This is a genomic window from Pseudomonas sp. NPDC089758 (assembly GCF_044748705.1).
GTDB classification, from domain to species: Bacteria; Pseudomonadota; Gammaproteobacteria; order Pseudomonadales; family Pseudomonadaceae; genus Aquipseudomonas; species Aquipseudomonas putida_X.
The window spans coordinates 201750-217218 of sequence record NZ_JBIVGN010000006.1; the positions used below are offsets into that span (position 1 = coordinate 201750).

At 60.7% G+C, this 15469-nt stretch carries 20 protein-coding genes and 1 tRNA gene; 11 read left to right on the forward strand and 10 right to left on the reverse strand.

The genetic code is table 11. The features are described from left to right. Positions 1-247: 247 nt before the first annotated feature. A complete protein-coding gene (locus ACIPZH_RS11170) occupies positions 248-1249 on the reverse strand; it encodes a zinc-dependent alcohol dehydrogenase family protein (RefSeq protein ID WP_400636199.1) in 1002 nt (333 codons plus the stop codon). Between the two features lie 107 nt (positions 1250-1356). Between ACIPZH_RS11170 and ACIPZH_RS11175 the strand changes: the two genes are divergently transcribed. Continuing rightward, positions 1357-2256, forward strand: a complete 900-nt coding sequence (locus tag ACIPZH_RS11175; protein WP_400636200.1) for a LysR family transcriptional regulator — start codon at positions 1357-1359, stop codon at positions 2254-2256. Positions 2257-2283: 27 nt separating this feature from the next. Here the strand turns inward: ACIPZH_RS11175 and ACIPZH_RS11180 are convergent, their stop codons facing one another. Then, positions 2284-3114, reverse strand: a complete 831-nt coding sequence (locus tag ACIPZH_RS11180; protein ID WP_400636201.1) for an AraC family transcriptional regulator — start codon at positions 3112-3114, stop codon at positions 2284-2286. Between the two features lie 129 nt (positions 3115-3243). Between ACIPZH_RS11180 and ACIPZH_RS11185 the strand changes: the two genes are divergently transcribed. Next, positions 3244-3762 carry a carboxymuconolactone decarboxylase family protein gene (locus ACIPZH_RS11185; RefSeq protein ID WP_400636202.1) on the forward strand — a complete coding sequence of 173 codons (519 nt, stop codon included), beginning with the start codon at positions 3244-3246 and terminating at the stop codon, positions 3760-3762. Between the two features lie 12 nt (positions 3763-3774). Further along, complete coding sequence (gene grxC, locus ACIPZH_RS11190; RefSeq protein WP_400636203.1) at positions 3775-4029, forward strand: glutaredoxin 3; 255 nt, start codon at positions 3775-3777, stop codon at positions 4027-4029. 233 nt (positions 4030-4262) lie between these two features. Here the strand turns inward: grxC and ACIPZH_RS11195 are convergent, their stop codons facing one another. The 3 genes from ACIPZH_RS11195 to ACIPZH_RS11205 are packed head-to-tail and all read right to left on the reverse strand — an operon-like array spanning position 4263 to position 6158. Then, a complete protein-coding gene (locus ACIPZH_RS11195) occupies positions 4263-4472 on the reverse strand; it encodes a hypothetical protein (protein ID WP_400636204.1) in 210 nt (69 codons plus the stop codon). After that, a complete protein-coding gene (gene umuC / locus ACIPZH_RS11200) occupies positions 4466-5740 on the reverse strand; it encodes a translesion error-prone DNA polymerase V subunit UmuC (RefSeq protein WP_400636205.1) in 1275 nt (424 codons plus the stop codon). Before umuC ends, ACIPZH_RS11195 begins: the two co-directional genes overlap by 7 nt. After that, the gene (locus ACIPZH_RS11205; protein WP_241805353.1) at positions 5730-6158 is read right to left on the reverse strand and encodes a LexA family transcriptional regulator; all 429 of its coding nucleotides are present in this window, start codon (positions 6156-6158) and stop codon (positions 5730-5732) included. The genes umuC and ACIPZH_RS11205 overlap by 11 nt, the downstream gene beginning before the upstream one ends. Before the next feature lie 102 nt (positions 6159-6260). Here ACIPZH_RS11205 and ACIPZH_RS11210 point away from each other — a divergent pair, with 102 nt between their 5' ends. Next, positions 6261-6950, forward strand: a complete 690-nt coding sequence (locus ACIPZH_RS11210) for an SOS response-associated peptidase family protein (protein ID WP_400636263.1) — start codon at positions 6261-6263, stop codon at positions 6948-6950. Between the two features lie 239 nt (positions 6951-7189). Here ACIPZH_RS11210 and ACIPZH_RS11215 read toward each other — a convergent pair. Together ACIPZH_RS11215 and sohB are read right to left on the reverse strand one after the other, a co-directional pair. Then, a tRNA-Cys gene (locus ACIPZH_RS11215) sits at positions 7190-7263 on the reverse strand. A gap of 152 nt (positions 7264-7415) precedes the next feature. Next, positions 7416-8435: a protease SohB gene (sohB, locus tag ACIPZH_RS11220; protein WP_241805354.1), complete on the reverse strand. Its 1020-nt coding sequence runs from the start codon at positions 8433-8435 to the stop codon at positions 7416-7418. Between the two features lie 196 nt (positions 8436-8631). Between sohB and ACIPZH_RS11225 the strand changes: the two genes are divergently transcribed. The 4 genes from ACIPZH_RS11225 (at position 8632) to ACIPZH_RS11240 (ending at position 11766) form a co-directional block, all read left to right on the forward strand. Then, the gene (locus ACIPZH_RS11225; protein WP_400636206.1) at positions 8632-9342 is read left to right on the forward strand and encodes a histidine phosphatase family protein; all 711 of its coding nucleotides are present in this window, start codon (positions 8632-8634) and stop codon (positions 9340-9342) included. 55 nt (positions 9343-9397) lie between these two features. Further along, positions 9398-9715, forward strand: a complete 318-nt coding sequence (locus ACIPZH_RS11230) for an SCP2 sterol-binding domain-containing protein (protein ID WP_241805356.1) — start codon at positions 9398-9400, stop codon at positions 9713-9715. A 192-nt stretch (positions 9716-9907) separates the two neighbouring features. Beyond that, positions 9908-10975 (forward strand): phosphotransferase family protein, encoded by a 1068-nt coding sequence (locus tag ACIPZH_RS11235; protein ID WP_241805357.1) that lies wholly within the window; start codon positions 9908-9910, stop codon positions 10973-10975. A gap of 23 nt (positions 10976-10998) precedes the next feature. Continuing rightward, entirely contained in the window at positions 10999-11766 is a 768-nt protein-coding gene (locus ACIPZH_RS11240) for an SDR family oxidoreductase (RefSeq protein WP_400636207.1), read from the forward strand. On the opposite strand, the gene ACIPZH_RS11245 is transcribed toward ACIPZH_RS11240, so the two are convergent. Next, entirely contained in the window at positions 11767-12588 is an 822-nt protein-coding gene (locus tag ACIPZH_RS11245) for a class I SAM-dependent methyltransferase (protein WP_400636208.1), read from the reverse strand. Between the two features lie 91 nt (positions 12589-12679). Then, positions 12680-13030 carry a hypothetical protein gene (locus tag ACIPZH_RS11250; protein WP_267817053.1) on the reverse strand — a complete coding sequence of 117 codons (351 nt, stop codon included), beginning with the start codon at positions 13028-13030 and terminating at the stop codon, positions 12680-12682. A 112-nt stretch (positions 13031-13142) separates the two neighbouring features. On the opposite strand from ACIPZH_RS11250, the gene ACIPZH_RS11255 reads away from it, so the two are divergent. Beyond that, positions 13143-13445 carry an RcnB family protein gene (locus ACIPZH_RS11255; protein WP_241805361.1) on the forward strand — a complete coding sequence of 101 codons (303 nt, stop codon included), beginning with the start codon at positions 13143-13145 and terminating at the stop codon, positions 13443-13445. 1 nt (position 13446) lies between these two features. On the opposite strand, the gene ACIPZH_RS11260 is transcribed toward ACIPZH_RS11255, so the two are convergent. Next, entirely contained in the window at positions 13447-14607 is a 1161-nt protein-coding gene (locus ACIPZH_RS11260; RefSeq protein ID WP_400636264.1) for a GGDEF domain-containing protein, read from the reverse strand. Between the two features lie 224 nt (positions 14608-14831). On the opposite strand from ACIPZH_RS11260, the gene ACIPZH_RS11265 reads away from it, so the two are divergent. Then, positions 14832-15011 carry a hypothetical protein gene (locus ACIPZH_RS11265; protein WP_241805453.1) on the forward strand — a complete coding sequence of 60 codons (180 nt, stop codon included), beginning with the start codon at positions 14832-14834 and terminating at the stop codon, positions 15009-15011. Positions 15012-15062: 51 nt separating this feature from the next. Beyond that, complete coding sequence (locus ACIPZH_RS11270) at positions 15063-15449, forward strand: glycine zipper domain-containing protein (RefSeq protein ID WP_267817057.1); 387 nt, start codon at positions 15063-15065, stop codon at positions 15447-15449. The last annotated feature ends 20 nt before the right edge of the window (positions 15450-15469 follow it).

A 15469-nucleotide genomic window follows, 5' to 3' on the forward strand; every position in this document is an offset into this window, starting at 1 on the left:
TGTGATCAGCCTGAACTCAGCGAACGATGAGCATATTCGGCATTGCAGGCCTACTTAAGGCGATAAAAAGTGTAAGCCCCGCCGCTTGCTGGCCTGCTAACAGCTCCATAGGCCGCTAACGCGGTCCTTGCGCTCGCTAAGCGCTATTGGCGCTCTCGCCTGCTGATTCCCGCCTTCGAGGGTATACGCCATGGCATGACTCCGCAGGTTAACCTCCAAGGAGATTTCTGATTAAGAGATCTCAAGACTATTCACTCACCACCTGGATAACTGTTTTGCCCTTGCCGAGACCTTCCGCGACCTGTCGGAACGCAGCGTTGACTTCACTCAGTGCAAAGTGATGTTCATCTACCCGGACCGCCAGTTGCCCCGCGTTTACGAGTGCTACCGCCTCTCGCAAGATCGCCCCGTGGTGATCACGCCCCTTGCCAGTGAGTAACGGTGCCAAGGTGAACACTCCTGAATAAGTGGCGCTCTTGAACGATAGCGGCGCAAGGCTGTGCTGGCCCCAACCGAGGCAGCTCAGTACGTGCCCGGTATAAGGCTTCACAGCCTTGAACGACGCGTCCAGCGTGCTACCGCCCACGGTATCGTAGACGATGTCGAAACCTTCCCCGGCCGTATATTGCTCGATATAGGACTCTACGCTCTGCGCCTGGTAGTCGATCGCCGTGGCCCCCAGCGAACGAATGAAGTCGAAACTGGCGGCCGAACCGGTGGCGTAGACGTTGGCCCCACGCGCCCTGGCCAGCTGGATGGCCATTTGGCCGACCCCGCCTGCTCCGCCATGAATCAGCACGTTATGGCCGGCGCGGACGTTCGCGCGGTCCACCAGCCCCTCCCAGGCGGTGATAAATACCAGAGGCAAGGCGGCTGCCTCGCGCATGTCGAGTGCGTGCGGCTTTGGCGCAATCAGCCGGGCATCCACGGCGATATACTCGGCCATGGTGCCCTGGGCCCCGCCGATTCCTCCGGCCATGCCGAAGACCTCCTGGCCGGGAGTGAAACCTTCTACCGCCTCGCCCAGTTCGACGACCGTGCCGGCCAAATCCAGGCCGAGTACTGCTGGCAGTGCCTGACGGGCGTGCGCGCCCGCACCGGTGGCGATCTTCGTATCGAGGGGGTTGACCCCAGCGGCATGAACCATGACGAGGATCTGCCCTTTACCGGCAGCTGGGCGAGCAACGTGGCGTACGACCAGTGGGGCCTGGGCGGACTCGGCGATAGCGGCAAGCATGGTCTGACTCATGACGGGATCCTCTGTTTGAGTGAGTTGATACAGATTGCTCCGTCTCACCCATTCCGATAAGAAGCTAAAATTGCATATTACTTATTCCCCATAGAGGCCTTGTCGCGATGGATCTGTTCGACAGCATGCGCATCTTCGTACGGGTCGTGGAGCGATGCTCTTTTTCGGCAGTGGCTCGGGAGCTGAACATGGGGCAGCCGGCCGTCAGCAAGCAGGTGCGGGCCCTGGAGCGGTACCTGGGAGGGCCTGTATTAGCCCGCACCACACGACACCTGGCTCTGACCGACCAAGGGCAACGCTTCTACAGCCACTGCCAGGACATTCTCGGGCAAGTCGAAAGCGCCACACGCCGCTTTGCCAGTGATCAGGAGCAGATCGCAGGGCCCCTGCGCGTCGCCGCACCGGTCAGCTACGGGCGACTGTGCATTGCCCCTCTCATCGGGACGTTTTTAGAGCGCTACCCAGATGTGCGAATCGACCTGCGACTGAGCGATCACAACGAAGACCTGCTCATGGAAAACATCGACCTTGCGGTCAGGATAGGTGCGGTGAAGAGCGAGGGCCTCGTGGCTGTATCGCTGGGCACCACTACACGGGGGGTATACGCCTCTCCTATGTATCTGCAACGCCACGGTCTGCCACTTGAGCCTAGTGAATTGGCAGGCCACAACTGCATCGGCTTTACGCTGCTTGAACACTATGATCACTGGCGCTTCACGCGCGGTGCAGACAAATTCGATATCGCCGTCACAGGCAATGTCACCAGCAACAGCAGTGAGGCCATCCGAGAAATGGTGCTCTGTGGCATGGGTATCTCCCTTTCTGCGCAATGGCTGTTCGCTGCCGATGTTGAACACGGCCGTGTGCGTACTGTGCTCGACGATTACCAGCCCTGCGCACTGCCAGTCAGTGCGCTGTTCAGCCGCGAGCGGCGACATTCGGCTCGGGCAAAGGCGTTCATCGGTCATCTGCGAGAGCACCTGCAAGTGCTCCCGGACAACTCCTAGCTCCCGCACAGTCGGGATACCGTGCCGCTAAGCATCCTGCATGCTCTGCTGCAACCAATCCCTCGGGCTTGCGCCCACCTTGCGGCGAAAGGTGCGGGCCAGCGCAGATGGACTTTCGTAGCCGACCTCATCGGCAATCAGGGCAATGGGACGGCCTTCACGCAGACGTTTTTGCGTCAGGCTGATGCGCCAGTTCGCCAGGTAATCCGCAGGGGTAACTCCCACGGTGTCGCGAAAGTGCGCAGCAAAGCTCGCGCGGGACATGCCTGAGCGCTCAGCCAACTCTGCCACGGACCAATTGCGCTGTGGCTCGTTATGGATTCCCACCAACGCCCGGGACAGCTGAGCATTGGCCAACCCGGCCATCATCCCCGAGGCAATACTGCGGCTGGCAATGAGATGGCGAAATAACTGAATCACCATGAGCTCGAATAGACGATTGAGGATGACATCCCGCCCGCACTCGTCGCCGAAGGCTTCTTCGAACAGCCAGTCGAGGGTGCCATCGAGACCTTGTAACTCGCGCAACGGCTTAATGATGAATGCCGGCAAAGCCAAGGTCAGTGGATTGTTGGCTCCGCCATCGAATTGCAAGGTGGCGCACACCAATTGCGCTTGATCTGCTTCGATGGCCTGCAACTGATGCTCCTGCGGACGCACCGCCAGAATCAGGCCGGGTTCTGTCAATTCGAGGACCTGACCGCCTTTGCCCCTGAAGACGAGACGCCCCGAACGCAGCAGATGTGCGTGGCCGAAACGCTGCTGCCCCTGAAAGTGAGTCGTTCCACAAAACCCGCCTTGGTGGAAGGCAGACGCATGCAGGTTGAAATGATTGAGCAGAGTCGATAGTCGGTCCATAGCGCGCTCAGATTTAGACGATCTGTCGCATAGATTCGACGATCTGGATCCGAAAGGATAGTCCTCCTCCCTACTATTGATTCCAAGCTTGATCGACAAGCTGCCTAATCAACCTACTGGAGAACTACCATGACTCGTATCGCTGCTCTCTCACTGGACCAAGCGCCTGCTGGCTCGCGCGCTGCCTTGGAAGGCATTCAAAAAGGCCTCGGCTTCATTCCCAATGCCTTCAAGACCCTGGCTAACTCCCCGGCCGCACTCAATGGCTACCTGGGTCTCGCCCAAGCCTTGGGAAAGAGCTCACTGAGCGCCGTCGAGCGTGAGGTCGTTGCACTCGCCACCTCCCAGATCAACGGTTGCGACTACTGCCTGGCCGCTCACGCCTTTTTCGGCTCCAAAGCGGGCTTAAGCGATGAAGCTATCAGCCAGGCTCGTAGCGGGACACTCAGTGCAGTCGCAACGCTGGCACAGCAGATCACCGCAAGCCGCGGCCAATTGAGTGACGAGCAGATCGCTGCAGCGCGTGAGGCCGGTCTTGGCGATAGCAAGATCGTCGAGGTGGTTGCGCAGGTGACGCTGCTGACCCTGACCAATTACCTGAACAACATCGCCACAACCGATATCGACTTCCCGCCGTCGGTACACTAGGAGGAAGCCGCCATGAGCCAAGTGACCCTCTACACCACTCAGCACTGCCCTTACTGCGTGAGCGCCAAGCGACTGCTGGCGAGCAAGGGGGTGACCCCGCGCGAAATCGATGTTGAAGCATCGCCTCAGCACCTCATGGAGATGTTGCAGCGATCGCGGCGCAGAACCGTTCCGCAGATCTTCTTCGGTGAACTTCATGTCGGCGGTTTCGACGACCTCGCCGGTCTCGATCAAAAGGGCGGGCTCGACGCTCTGCTTCACAGCTGACGTGCAAGCGTGCTCCGGAACAGGCCCCCTTCCGGAGCATTATTGTTATCTACCGCCCTCTCGCGGCGATAACCAACCCGAACTCAAATACGCAAAACTCGGTGATTCTTGGACCGCTATCAGCCAAGACTAACCATCGAGTATCGGGTGATTTGCGCTAGTGCGAGACAGGCCTGAGTGACTGCTTCAATGCAGCCACTGACGACCGGCAGCTAACGGCCCCTAGCCTCCGCTCACGCTACCTCTTCAAGCTCAAACAGTGCCCACAGCCGAGCAGACTCGGCGAACTCCAGCATCTCGACGAGTTGGTCTGCATCAACGTCGCTGCGCCGGTGCGCGGCAATCGCGAGTTCAGCAAGCACAGCTGCTCGACCATCGGGATCGGCCACCAGAGCCGATTGGTCATTGAGTTCGGCCAACCACGCCGATGGCAGCCTCAACATTTGACCGTCCACAACTGGTCGATCCGCGTCGTGTAGGATTGGCTCATCATCTCCCTCCTCATTGCCCAGTCCGGTGTCGCCGGCACACTGGCGGCGCGCATCGTCCCCCTCCCCCAGCGCTCGTTGATGCCATCCATCACCTGCATCAACCGGTCACATGCCACCGATTGCTTCAGCGCAAACAAGTCCCCTGAAAACTCACCTGATTGCCGCAGGTCCATCAGCAGCACCTCTGCCTTGCTGTAGCGAAAACCGGGCCTGAAGATACGGCCAACCGCTTCTGTGGCTAATCGGGTCATCAACAGCGTGTCGCAGGTAGGGTATGGAAGTTCAACCAAAGCCCCCTGTGCGTGGTGCGCCTCATCCGGGTTGAACATGCCGGTGCGGATGCTGACGCGCATGCGCTTGCACACCGAACCCTGGACCCGAAGCTTTTCTGCAGCCCGACTGACATAGGTGGCCACCGCCTGCTTGATGGGCGCCAGCTCAGTCAGCCGCTTGCCGAACATCCGGCTGCAGCAGATCTCCTGCTTCGGCGGCTCAGCCTCATCCAACTCCAGGCAAGGCGTGCCAGCCAGCTCGCGGGCAGTTTTCTCGACCACCACACTGAATTTCTGTCGCAGCGTCCAGGCGTCAGCCTTGGCCAGATCCATCGCCGTGTGAATGCCCATCGCTTCAAGGTGGGCAGTCATACGGCGGCCCACTCCCCACACCTCTTTCACCTTGGTATTGCGCAGCACCCAATCGCGCTTGAACGGCTCAGTAATATCGACCACCCCGCCAGTCTGGGCTTGCAAGCGCTTGGCCATGTGATTGGCGAGCTTGGCCAAGGTCTTTGTGCCGGCGATCCCAACCCCCACAGGTATGCCGGTGCACTGGAAGATCCTGGACCTGAGCTTTCGCCCGAACTGGGTCAGGTTTTCCTGGATACCGGACAGGTCAGCGAAGCACTCGTCGATGCTGTAGATCTCGGCGGCAGGCACCATCGACTCGATCAGGGACATGACGCGCTCGCTCATGTCGCCGTAGAGCGCGTAATTACTGCTAAAGGCCATGATGCCGTGCCGACGCAGCTTGTCCTTGGCCTGAAAGTACGGCTCGCCCATCTTCACGAATGGCTTGGCGTCGTATGACCTGGCGATGACGCACCCATCATTGTTGCTCAACACAACGATCGGGGTCTTGGCCAGGTCGGGCCGGAATACTCGCTCGCAGCTCGCGTAAAACGAGTTGCAATCGATGAGTGCGAAAACTTGGTCACTGCGCATGGTCGCGAACGCTGTAACGCACAACGCCCCATATGACCAGATCATCGCCCTCCATGATGTACCGCGGCGGATACGCCGGGTTTTCCGACTTGAGGATCACCACGCCATCGCGACGGTGCAGGCGCTTGCAGACCGGCTCGCTGTTTACCGCGGCAATCACCACGTCGCCGTGCTCGGCCTCACGGCCGCGATCTACGATGACAATGTCGCCGGAGTAAATCCCCGCCCCTTGCATGCTGTCGCCCTCCACTTTCACCAGATACACATGGGGTGCGCGGAGGTCGAACAGCTCATCAAGGGAGATATGGCCTTCCAGATGGTCCGCTGCCGGGGATGGAAATCCGGCCGGCACATGAAATGAATAGAGCGGTAGCGGCTCGGTAGTGCCAGATGGCGTACCCAAAATTGTGATGGTCATAATGGTGAGCCTGATGAATACTGTATGTGTATACAGTAAATCCGGCATGGGCCGCTCGGTCAATCCTGAGCGATGAAAATTCTGACGGGCGAGAGGTGGGCAATGTGCGGACGGTACTCGATCTACGAATCGATGGATCATTACCTGCGCCAGCTATCGCTGGACCTGGTCGTGATAAATGGTTATGACCGCGAGCCAATAAGCCGTTACAACGTGGCGCCCTCCACCCGCGTCGAGGTCATACGCCAGGTAGACGGGGGGCTGAGCGTGGATCGGGTGAAGTGGGGGTGGTCGCCATTTTGGGCGAAGGGGAAGCGCCCCGACCCGATCAATGCTCGTGCTGAGACGGTCGTGACGGGGAAGTTCTTCAGAGACCTGTGGCCAGCCGGTAGAGCCCTGGCGCCAGCGAACGGGTGGTTCGAGTGGATACCCGACCCAGCAGAGCCAAAGCGGAAACAACCGATGTACATCACGAGCGCGGATGGCGCCCCGCTTTACTTCGCTGCGCTCGCTGAAGTGCACCAGGGCACTGAGCCGGACGAGCGCGACGGGTTCGTGATCGTCACGGCCGCGGCAGACCAGGGGCTGATCGACATCCATGACAGAAAGCCCTTGGTGCTGACGCCAGAGACCGCTCTAGAGTGGCTGGCCCCTACCACGTCGCCTGAGCGCGCTGCAGCGATCGTGGAGACAGGATGCCGCCCGGCTGAGGATTTCAGGTGGTACCCGGTGGGCAAGGCCGTGGGGAATGTACGTAATCAGGGCGCTGAGTTGATAAGGCCGATTCAGTGAAGAGGCGGCACATCCTTTGCGCGGGCTTTAGCTGTCGCGCGAAGGTGGTGGTCGGCTACTGTCTGAAACAACGACTCGCAGACCTTGGTCAGTTTACCGAGGCACTGCTGGAACGGCGAAAGCTGCACGGTGTGCGCAACTCATGCCTCATCACCATGACTCAAGCCTGCGGAAACGATAGGGTTTTCTAACGCCCAAAGAAAAACCCCGCAGACGTTAATCTGCGGGGCTTTCGAATGTGGAGGCCGAGGTCGGAATCGAACCGGCGTAGACGGATTTGCAATCCGGAGCATAACCACTTTGCTACTCGGCCTCAAAGTTCGGATCTAGTTGCTTACGCTTCTATCTCCTTGAAACGTAGAACCTTTTTCAAAGTTTGCTGCGTTTCGATGGGCGCCATTATGTCTGCATTCATTCAACCTTGCAACCCCCTGAACAGAAAAAATATTCAAGAGGTTCAAGGTGTTAGCGCAAGCGGCCAAGTTTGCTCCACAACCCTACCACGGCGTTCTCCACCGCACCGCTCGCCGCCATGCCGATTCGCTCCTGAAGGCTTTTGCGTTCGGCATAGTGCACATGGAACAGGTTGGCGTTGCGAGCGCGCTCGCTGAGGTACTCGTCGCTGGTCTGCAACTGGTCCACCAGCTTGCGATTCAGCGCGGCGACACCCAGCCAGACTTCGCCGGTGGCCACTTCGTCGATGTGCAACTGCGGGCGGTAGCGGGCGACGAAATCCTTGAAGAGCTGGTGGGTAATGTCCAAGTCTTCCTGGAACTTCTCGCGCCCCTTCTCGGTGTTCTCGCCGAACACGGTCAGGGTGCGCTTGTACTCACCGGCAGTCAGCACTTCGAAATCGATATTGTGCTTCTTCAGTAGGCGGTTGACGTTGGGCAACTGCGCCACCACGCCGATCGAACCGAGCACGGCAAACGGCGCGCTGACGATTTTCTCGCCGATACAGGCCATCATGTAACCACCGCTGGCGGCCACCTTGTCGATGCACACGGTCAGCGGGATGCCGGCCTGGCGGATGCGCGCCAGCTGCGAGGCCGCAAGGCCGTAGCTGTGCACCAGGCCACCACCGCTTTCCAGGCGCAGTACCACCTCGTCACGCGGCGTGGCGAGGGTCAGCAGTGCCGTGATTTCGTTGCGCAGGCTTTCGGTGGCGGACGCCTTGATGTCGCCATCGAAGTCGAGCACGAACACCCGGCCTTTCTCTTCGACCTTGCCTTTTTTCTGCTGTTTTTCCGCTTTGGCCTGCTGCTTGCGCAGGGCCTTGAGCTGGGCCTTGTCGAGCAGGCCGGATTCCAGACGCTCGCGCAACTCTTTGTAGAACTCGTTTAGGCGGGTAACCTGCAACTGCCCGCCAGCCTTGCGCCGCCCCTTGCCGCGCAAGCCGGCGATGGCAGACAGCACCACCAGGATGGCAATCACCAGGGTGGCGGTTTTAGCGAGAAAGCTTGCGTATTCGGCAAGAAACTCCACGTTGACTCCTTATGAACCTGCGCCTGTACGGCGCAAAACTTTAGCAAGCATACCGGTGCGCCCGTGGCGCTGCCAGCTGCGGTAAACGCTGGCAACACAGTTCAAACGACCTTTTCAAACGCTTGTATGTTTTTCGTTGACAGCCTGTGTGGCGCATCCTAACCTCGCAGCAACCTTCAAGCGGCCGGATACCTTCGTGGGCAACCTCTACCTCATCCGACATGGCCAAGCCTCATTCGGCGCAGACGACTATGACGTGCTGTCGCCGGTGGGCATGCGGCAAAGCCAGGCACTGGGTGAGCACCTTGCCCGGCTGGACCTGCGCCTGGACCGATGCGTGGCGGGCGACCTGCGCCGCCAGCAAGACACTGCGCGGCTGGCGCTGGAGGCGTTGCACGCCAATGGCTGCGCAGTGCCCGCCATTGAGACCGACCCTGCGTTCAATGAGTTCGATGCCGACGGTGTTATCCGTGCCCTGCTGCCCGGCTTGCTGGCCGAAGAGCCACAGGCCCTGCACATCCTGCGCAATGGCGCGCAGAACCGCAGCGAATTCCAGCGCCTGTTCGCCGTGATGGTGCAGCGCTGGCACGACGGCGAACAGGCCGACGACGGCCTGGAAACCTGGCAAGCGTTCACCGCGCGAGTCCAGGGTGGTTTGCAACGTGTGCTGGACAGCGCCGGCAGTGGCGACAACATCGCGGTGTTCACCTCAGGAGGCACCATTGCCGCCCTGCTTCACCTGACTACTGGAATTACCCCCAGCCAGGCCTTCTCGCTGAACTGGCAGATCATCAACACGTCGCTCAGCCAGCTGAAGTTTCGCGGCCGCGACGTGGCACTGGCTTCCTTCAACAACCAGGCCCACGTGCAGTTGTTGAAGGTGCCGGAGCTCATTACCTACAGATGAGCCCGGCTTGTTGTGTCCCGATCAGGGACGTAAATCACTCAATAAGGAATACGCCATGACCTCCGTAGCTGATGCCGTGAAAAAGATGCAAGAGAAGTTCAATCCGTCTGCAGCCGAAGGCCTGGACCTGGTGTTCGGCTTCGACATCACCGACGAAGACAAGAAATACGCCCTGATCGTCAAGGACGGTACCTGCGACCTGCAGGAAGGCGAGAACCCTAACGCCAACTGCACCCTGGTGATGGACAGCGACACCCTCAAGGGCATCGTCAGCGGCGAGACCGACGGCATGCAGGCGTTCATGAGCGGCAAGCTTCGCGTTGAAGGCGACATGATGCTGTCGATGAAACTCAGCGAGCTGTTCCCTTCCTGAGTGATGGGCGCACCGCGCGAGACGAAAACCGAAGCCAGACCGGCTTCGGTTTTTTTTTGCCCGCCGTGGCGTATTCGGTGCAGTGATCGGCCGGCAACACGCAAACCTATAGGGCACCTGGCACGCTTGTTCCAATGCCTCAAGCCCATTAGATTAGCCAATAATCCTTGCGATCGATAATAAGGTAAACGCATGACGCTCACCGATCAGTCCACTCAGGTACGCCCCGGCGAAGAACTCGACGCGGCAGTCATCGATCCTTACCTGAAGGCCAACATCGCCGGCCTTGAGGGCACACCACGCATCAGCCAGTTCCCCGGGGGAGCCTCCAACCTGACCTATCTGGTGGCTTACCCAGGCCGTGAGTTCGTGCTGCGGCGCCCGCCTTTCGGCCAGAAAGCCAAGTCGGCCCACGACATGGGCCGTGAGTTCCGCATCCTCAACCAGCTCAACAGCGGCTTTCCTTATTGCCCCAAGGCCTACGCCCACTGCACCGATGAAACGGTGATCGGCGCCGAGTTCTATGTGATGGAGCGGGTGAACGGCATCATCCTGCGTTCGGACATTCCCGCCGAACTGAACCTGGATGCCAGCCGTACCGAGGCCCTCTGCAAAAGCTTCATCGACCGCCTGGTAGAGCTGCATCAAGTCGACTACCAGGCCTGCGGCCTCGCCGACCTGGGCAAGCCTGAGGGGTACGTGCAGCGCCAGATCGAAGGCTGGACCAGCCGCTACGAAAAAGCCCTGACACCCGATGCGCCGCGTTGGGAGCAGGTCATTGCCTGGCTGCGCGAAAAGATGCCGGCCGACCACCCTCGCCCAGGCATCGTGCACAACGACTACCGCTTCGACAACGTGATCCTCGATGCCGAAAACCCCATGCGCATCATTGGCGTACTGGACTGGGAGATGGCCACCATCGGCGACCCACTGATGGACTTGGGCAACAGCCTGGCCTACTGGATCGAGGCGAGCGACCCGGCGCCGGTGCAACTGATGCGGCGCCAGCCGAGCAATGCCCAGGGCATGCTAACCCGCCGCCAGTTCGTCGATTACTACGCCGAGCGTGCGGGCATCCGCCTGGACAACTTCGATTACTACTATTGCTATGGCCTGTTCCGCCTGGCGGGCATCGTGCAGCAGATCTACTACCGCTTCTACCACGGCCAGACCCAGGACAAGCGCTTCGCCCAGTTCATTCACATGAACCGGCTGCTGGAGCAGATGAGCCTGCAGGTAATAGCCAAGTCCACGCTCTGACGACAGACACCAAGGAAAACAGCATGTCCAAGACCCACCTGTTCGACCTCGATGGCAAGATCGCTTTCGTCTCCGGCGCCAGCCGCGGCATTGGCGAGGCCATCGCGCACCTGCTGGCCCAGCAAGGTGCTCACGTGATTGTTTCCAGCCGCAAGCTCGAGGGCTGCCAGCAGGTGGCCGATGCGATCATCGCGGCAGGCGGCAAGGCCACCGCAGTGGCCTGCCACATCGGCGAACTGGAACAGATCCAGCAGGTTTTCGCCGGTATCCGCGAACAGTTCGGCCGCCTGGACGTGCTGGTCAACAACGCCGCCACCAACCCACAGTTCTGCAACGTGCTGGACACCGACGCGGGCGCCTTCCAGAAGACCGTCGACGTCAATATCCGTGGCTATTTCTTCATGTCCGTCGAAGCCGGCAAGCTGATGCGTGAAAACGGCGGCGGCAGCATCATCAACGTGGCGTCGATCAATGGGGTTTCGCCAGGGCATTTCCAGGGGATCTACTCGGTGACCAAGGCTGCGGTGATCAACATGACCAAGGTCTTCGCCAAGGAGTGCGCGCAGTTCGGCATCCGCTGCAATGCCTTGCTGCCTGGCCTGACCGACACAAAGTTCGCCTCGGCGCTGGTGAAAAACGACGCCATCCTCAACGCTGCACTGCAGCAGATTCCGCTCAAACGCGTGGCCGCCCCCAAGGAAATGGCCGGCGCCGTGCTGTACCTGGCCAGCGATGCCTCCAGTTACACCACCGGTACAGCGCTTAATGTCGACGGAGGCTACCTGTCCTGATCAGGCCTTGATCGCCTGCAGGGTGTAACTCAGCGGCAAGCGCTCAGGCTCCCGGCGCAGGCGCCATTCGCCGTCGGCGCCTTTGTCCATCTGGCCGGGTAACGCCTCCCAGGGGATGCTCTGGTGCTCGACCAGTGCCGTCAGTTGCAGCCCTTGCGCCAGCAGGGCACTGACGACATCGCCCAGACCATGGTTCCACTCATGGGTTTCGGTCTGGGTGAGGCGTTGATCGCTGTCGACGTAAGTCTGGTCGCTGTGCCAAACCGTCGGCGCTTCGTGCTCGAAGTAGGAATATTCCAATTGCAGCCGGTCCTGATGGTCTTCATTGACGGCCATCAGCATCGGGTGGCCATCGCGTAGAAACAGCCGACCGCCAGGCTTGAGCAAGGCCGCCACTGCCCGGGCCCAAGGCTCGATGCGCGGTAGCCAGCACAATGCACCGATTCCGGTGTAGACCAGGTCGAAGGTGCCTGCCTGCAGTACCTGATCGGCCTCATAGACATCGGCTTCTACGTAGTCGATGGCTGTGTTGCAACGCCCGGCAAGACGCCGCGCCTGCATCAGCGAGGCTGCCGAATAATCCAGCCCGCACACCAGCGCGCCCAAGCGCGCCAGCGACAAGGTGTCGGTGCCGATATGGCATTGCAGGTGAGCGGTGCGCAGGCCCTGAATATCGCCAAGGCGTGGCAGGTCGAAGCGTACGGTCTGGGAAAGGTGCGCCGGCTGCTGGACCAGCTGCTCGACCTCGTAGTCCTTCGAGGCAGCATGCAGCGGCGCGCGCTCATCCCAGCTGGCGCGGTTGAGTTGATGTGATCGGTCCATGCTGTACGTCCTTGTCGTTTGAGTTGCGGCCATCGGCACCTTGCCGAGCGTGCCCACGCAGGCGCCGGCAAAGCCCCTAATCCTGCAAACGTTACAGGCAGGTAGCCGCCGCCGCCCGCCGCTGCAGGGCCACGCCGTCATTCTTCTGCGCGTAGTAATCCACCCGCGTGCCGCCCGCTTGAGGATAGACATCCACGAACGACTCCGCTTCGCGGGTATACACCGTCAGCCCACCTTGCTTGCGCGGCTGCAGATAGCCGCTGGCGTCGTCCCCGAACACATCCTCTTTCTGCCAACTGAACTGGATGCACTGGGCCACCAACTCCGGCGCCTTTTGCGAATCGAGCTGTGCAGTCGGCTTGCCACCACGGGCCGTATCCATGGTCGCTGAAGCACAACCGACCAATACCAGCGCCGCAGCCATCGGCAGAATTGCTCGCATGTTCCATCCTCGGGACAAAAAGAAGGCGACTCTAGCACTGCGCAGCATCGCGAGTGAATTGTCGGATGGGGGCTGTTGTCGCAGATAAGGCATGCCATCTCAGGAGATTGAAATGAAAGTCCCTCGCCTTTTGCCTTCGCTGCTACTGGCCACCCTGCCCTGCCTGCCAATGATGGCGTCAGCCGCACCCTCGGCTCAAGAGAGCGTTACCGCACCAGAAACCCATAACCGCGAACTCAAAGTGGGCGACAAGGCCCCCGACCAGTACAAACGCGACGAAGCAGCCGTGGCCGACTGGAAAGCCAAGGGCCTGCCAGCACCGGAGAAAGAAAGCCACTGGGTACGCATGGGCGACCACTATGTGCTGGTGCAGATCACCAATGGCGTGGTGCTGGCCATCCACCCGGCGTCCTGACTCAACTGGCAGCGGTCAACGCCGCCATGTACACCGTGTTGCGCCCGGCTGCCTTGGCCTGATACAGCGCCGCGTCAGCCTGGGCAAGCAGGCTCGCGGTAGTGTCGTGCGGGCCAGGCACGCCGCACCACAGCCCCACACTGAAGCGCAGCGTGATCTGGTCCCCGGCGAAGTGCGCCGGGCTGAGGGCAATGGCCTCCCTCAGGCCCTGCAGAGCTGCCATCGCGCCATTACGATCGGCTTGCGGCAACAGCAGCAGGAACTCCTCCCCCCCATAGCGGCCCAGACTGTCGCGGTGACGCAGGCGCTGCTCCAACTGCCGAACGCAATGGCATAACACCTCGTCCCCGGCCAGGTGCCCGTACAGGTCATTGATACGCTTGAAATGGTCGAGGTCGATCATCGCCACGGCCAAGCTGCTGCGCTCGCCACGGGCGCGGTCCAGCTCGACGGCAAAGCGCTCGAGAATCGCCCGACGGTTATAGGTGCCCGTCAGTACATCGCGCAAGGCCAGGTGCTTCAACCGCGATTCGCTGCGTTCCTTGGCCATCAGCACCAGGCCAATGGAGTACATCATCACCGTTACCGTACCGATAGCGACGGAAATGCTCTGCTTGAGGTTACTGCTGTCGTAGCGCATTTCCACGGCAGTGCCATTGATCACTGCCAACGCCCGCATGCCCAGCCCCACCAGGCTGACAAGGGCGCCAATCTGAAGCAACAGGTGCGCCCTGCCCGGCCGCTCCACGTGGCGCCGCACCCAGTACAGGATCAGCGTGCACTGCAGCATCAGCACCAGCGTCGCCAGCAGCATGCGCGGCTCCACGGTGTCGAGCAGCAGCATCAGGCCCACCAACATGCAGACGGGAATGATGAAGACCTGCCGCCAGGGCACAGCCTGCTCGCGCACGCGAAACAGGCTGGCCGAATAGAAAGCCAGGGCCAATGAAAGCAGGCTGTTACCCACCCCATAGCTGAGCCACAGCGGGGCATGACCATAGGCGGTGTAGCAAACGTAGGCCAACGCATGGGCGAGCAAGCCGCAAGCGGTGAGCCAGAGGTTGTCGTGGCGATTGGACCGGCCGACCAGCAACAGGCAGAACGCCAGGATGGTCGCGACCAGTGCAACGGCGGCGAACAGCGTGGGTGTATGGGCGATCATCATGATTCACCGTGTGGCAGATGGCCGTCTTCTTTGCGGCCTGTGCGCAAGTCTAAGCGCGCTGCCACAGCCGAGCCATGACCGAGCGGGACAGAACAGCTGCCGGCAAGCACGCCATTGATCGTCACCGCAGCAAAAAATTGTCCGCTCAGGAAACCAAACGGATCGATCACAGTCTCAGCATGTGCCCCGTAAACCTAAGCGGATCAAGGACCTATATCGTGATGACCCGCCTTGCAAGTTTTTCTCTGATCGCCACTTTTCTATTGGTTGCCGGCTGCCACCATCATCACTACCACGATGACGAGGGTGGATGGCGCGATGGCGACCGTGATCACCGTCACCATCAGCGGCATGACCGAGACGATGATGATCGCCGCTACCGTGACCGCAACTACCGCTGACACTACTTTGCACCCCATTCTTAACCTGATGAATTTCCGAGGCTCCCTATCATGCGTCTGACTTTGCCTTCCCTTGCCCTTGGCCTGATGCTGTGCCAAGGCGCTTTCGCCGGTGACGGTACTGCCGCCATTGGCGGTGGCCTGGGTGGCGTCCTGGGTAATGTCGTCGGCCAACAGCTCGGTGGCAGCACGGGTGCAGCAGTCGGCGCAGGCCTTGGCGGCGCCGCGGGCAGCGCGGTGGCTGCGCGCAAAGGCAATCGCACCGAAGCCGCCATCGGCGGCGGCCTGGGCTCGGCGGGCGGTTCGCTGTTGGGCGGCAAGGTCGGCGGCTCGGCCGGCTCGACCATCGGCGCCGGCCTGGGCGGCGCGGCAGGTGGCGCCATTGGCAACCACCTGGGTGACAACAACGGCAAGAAGCATCGCCGGCACCGTCACTGATTCAGCACAGCCTTTGCGGG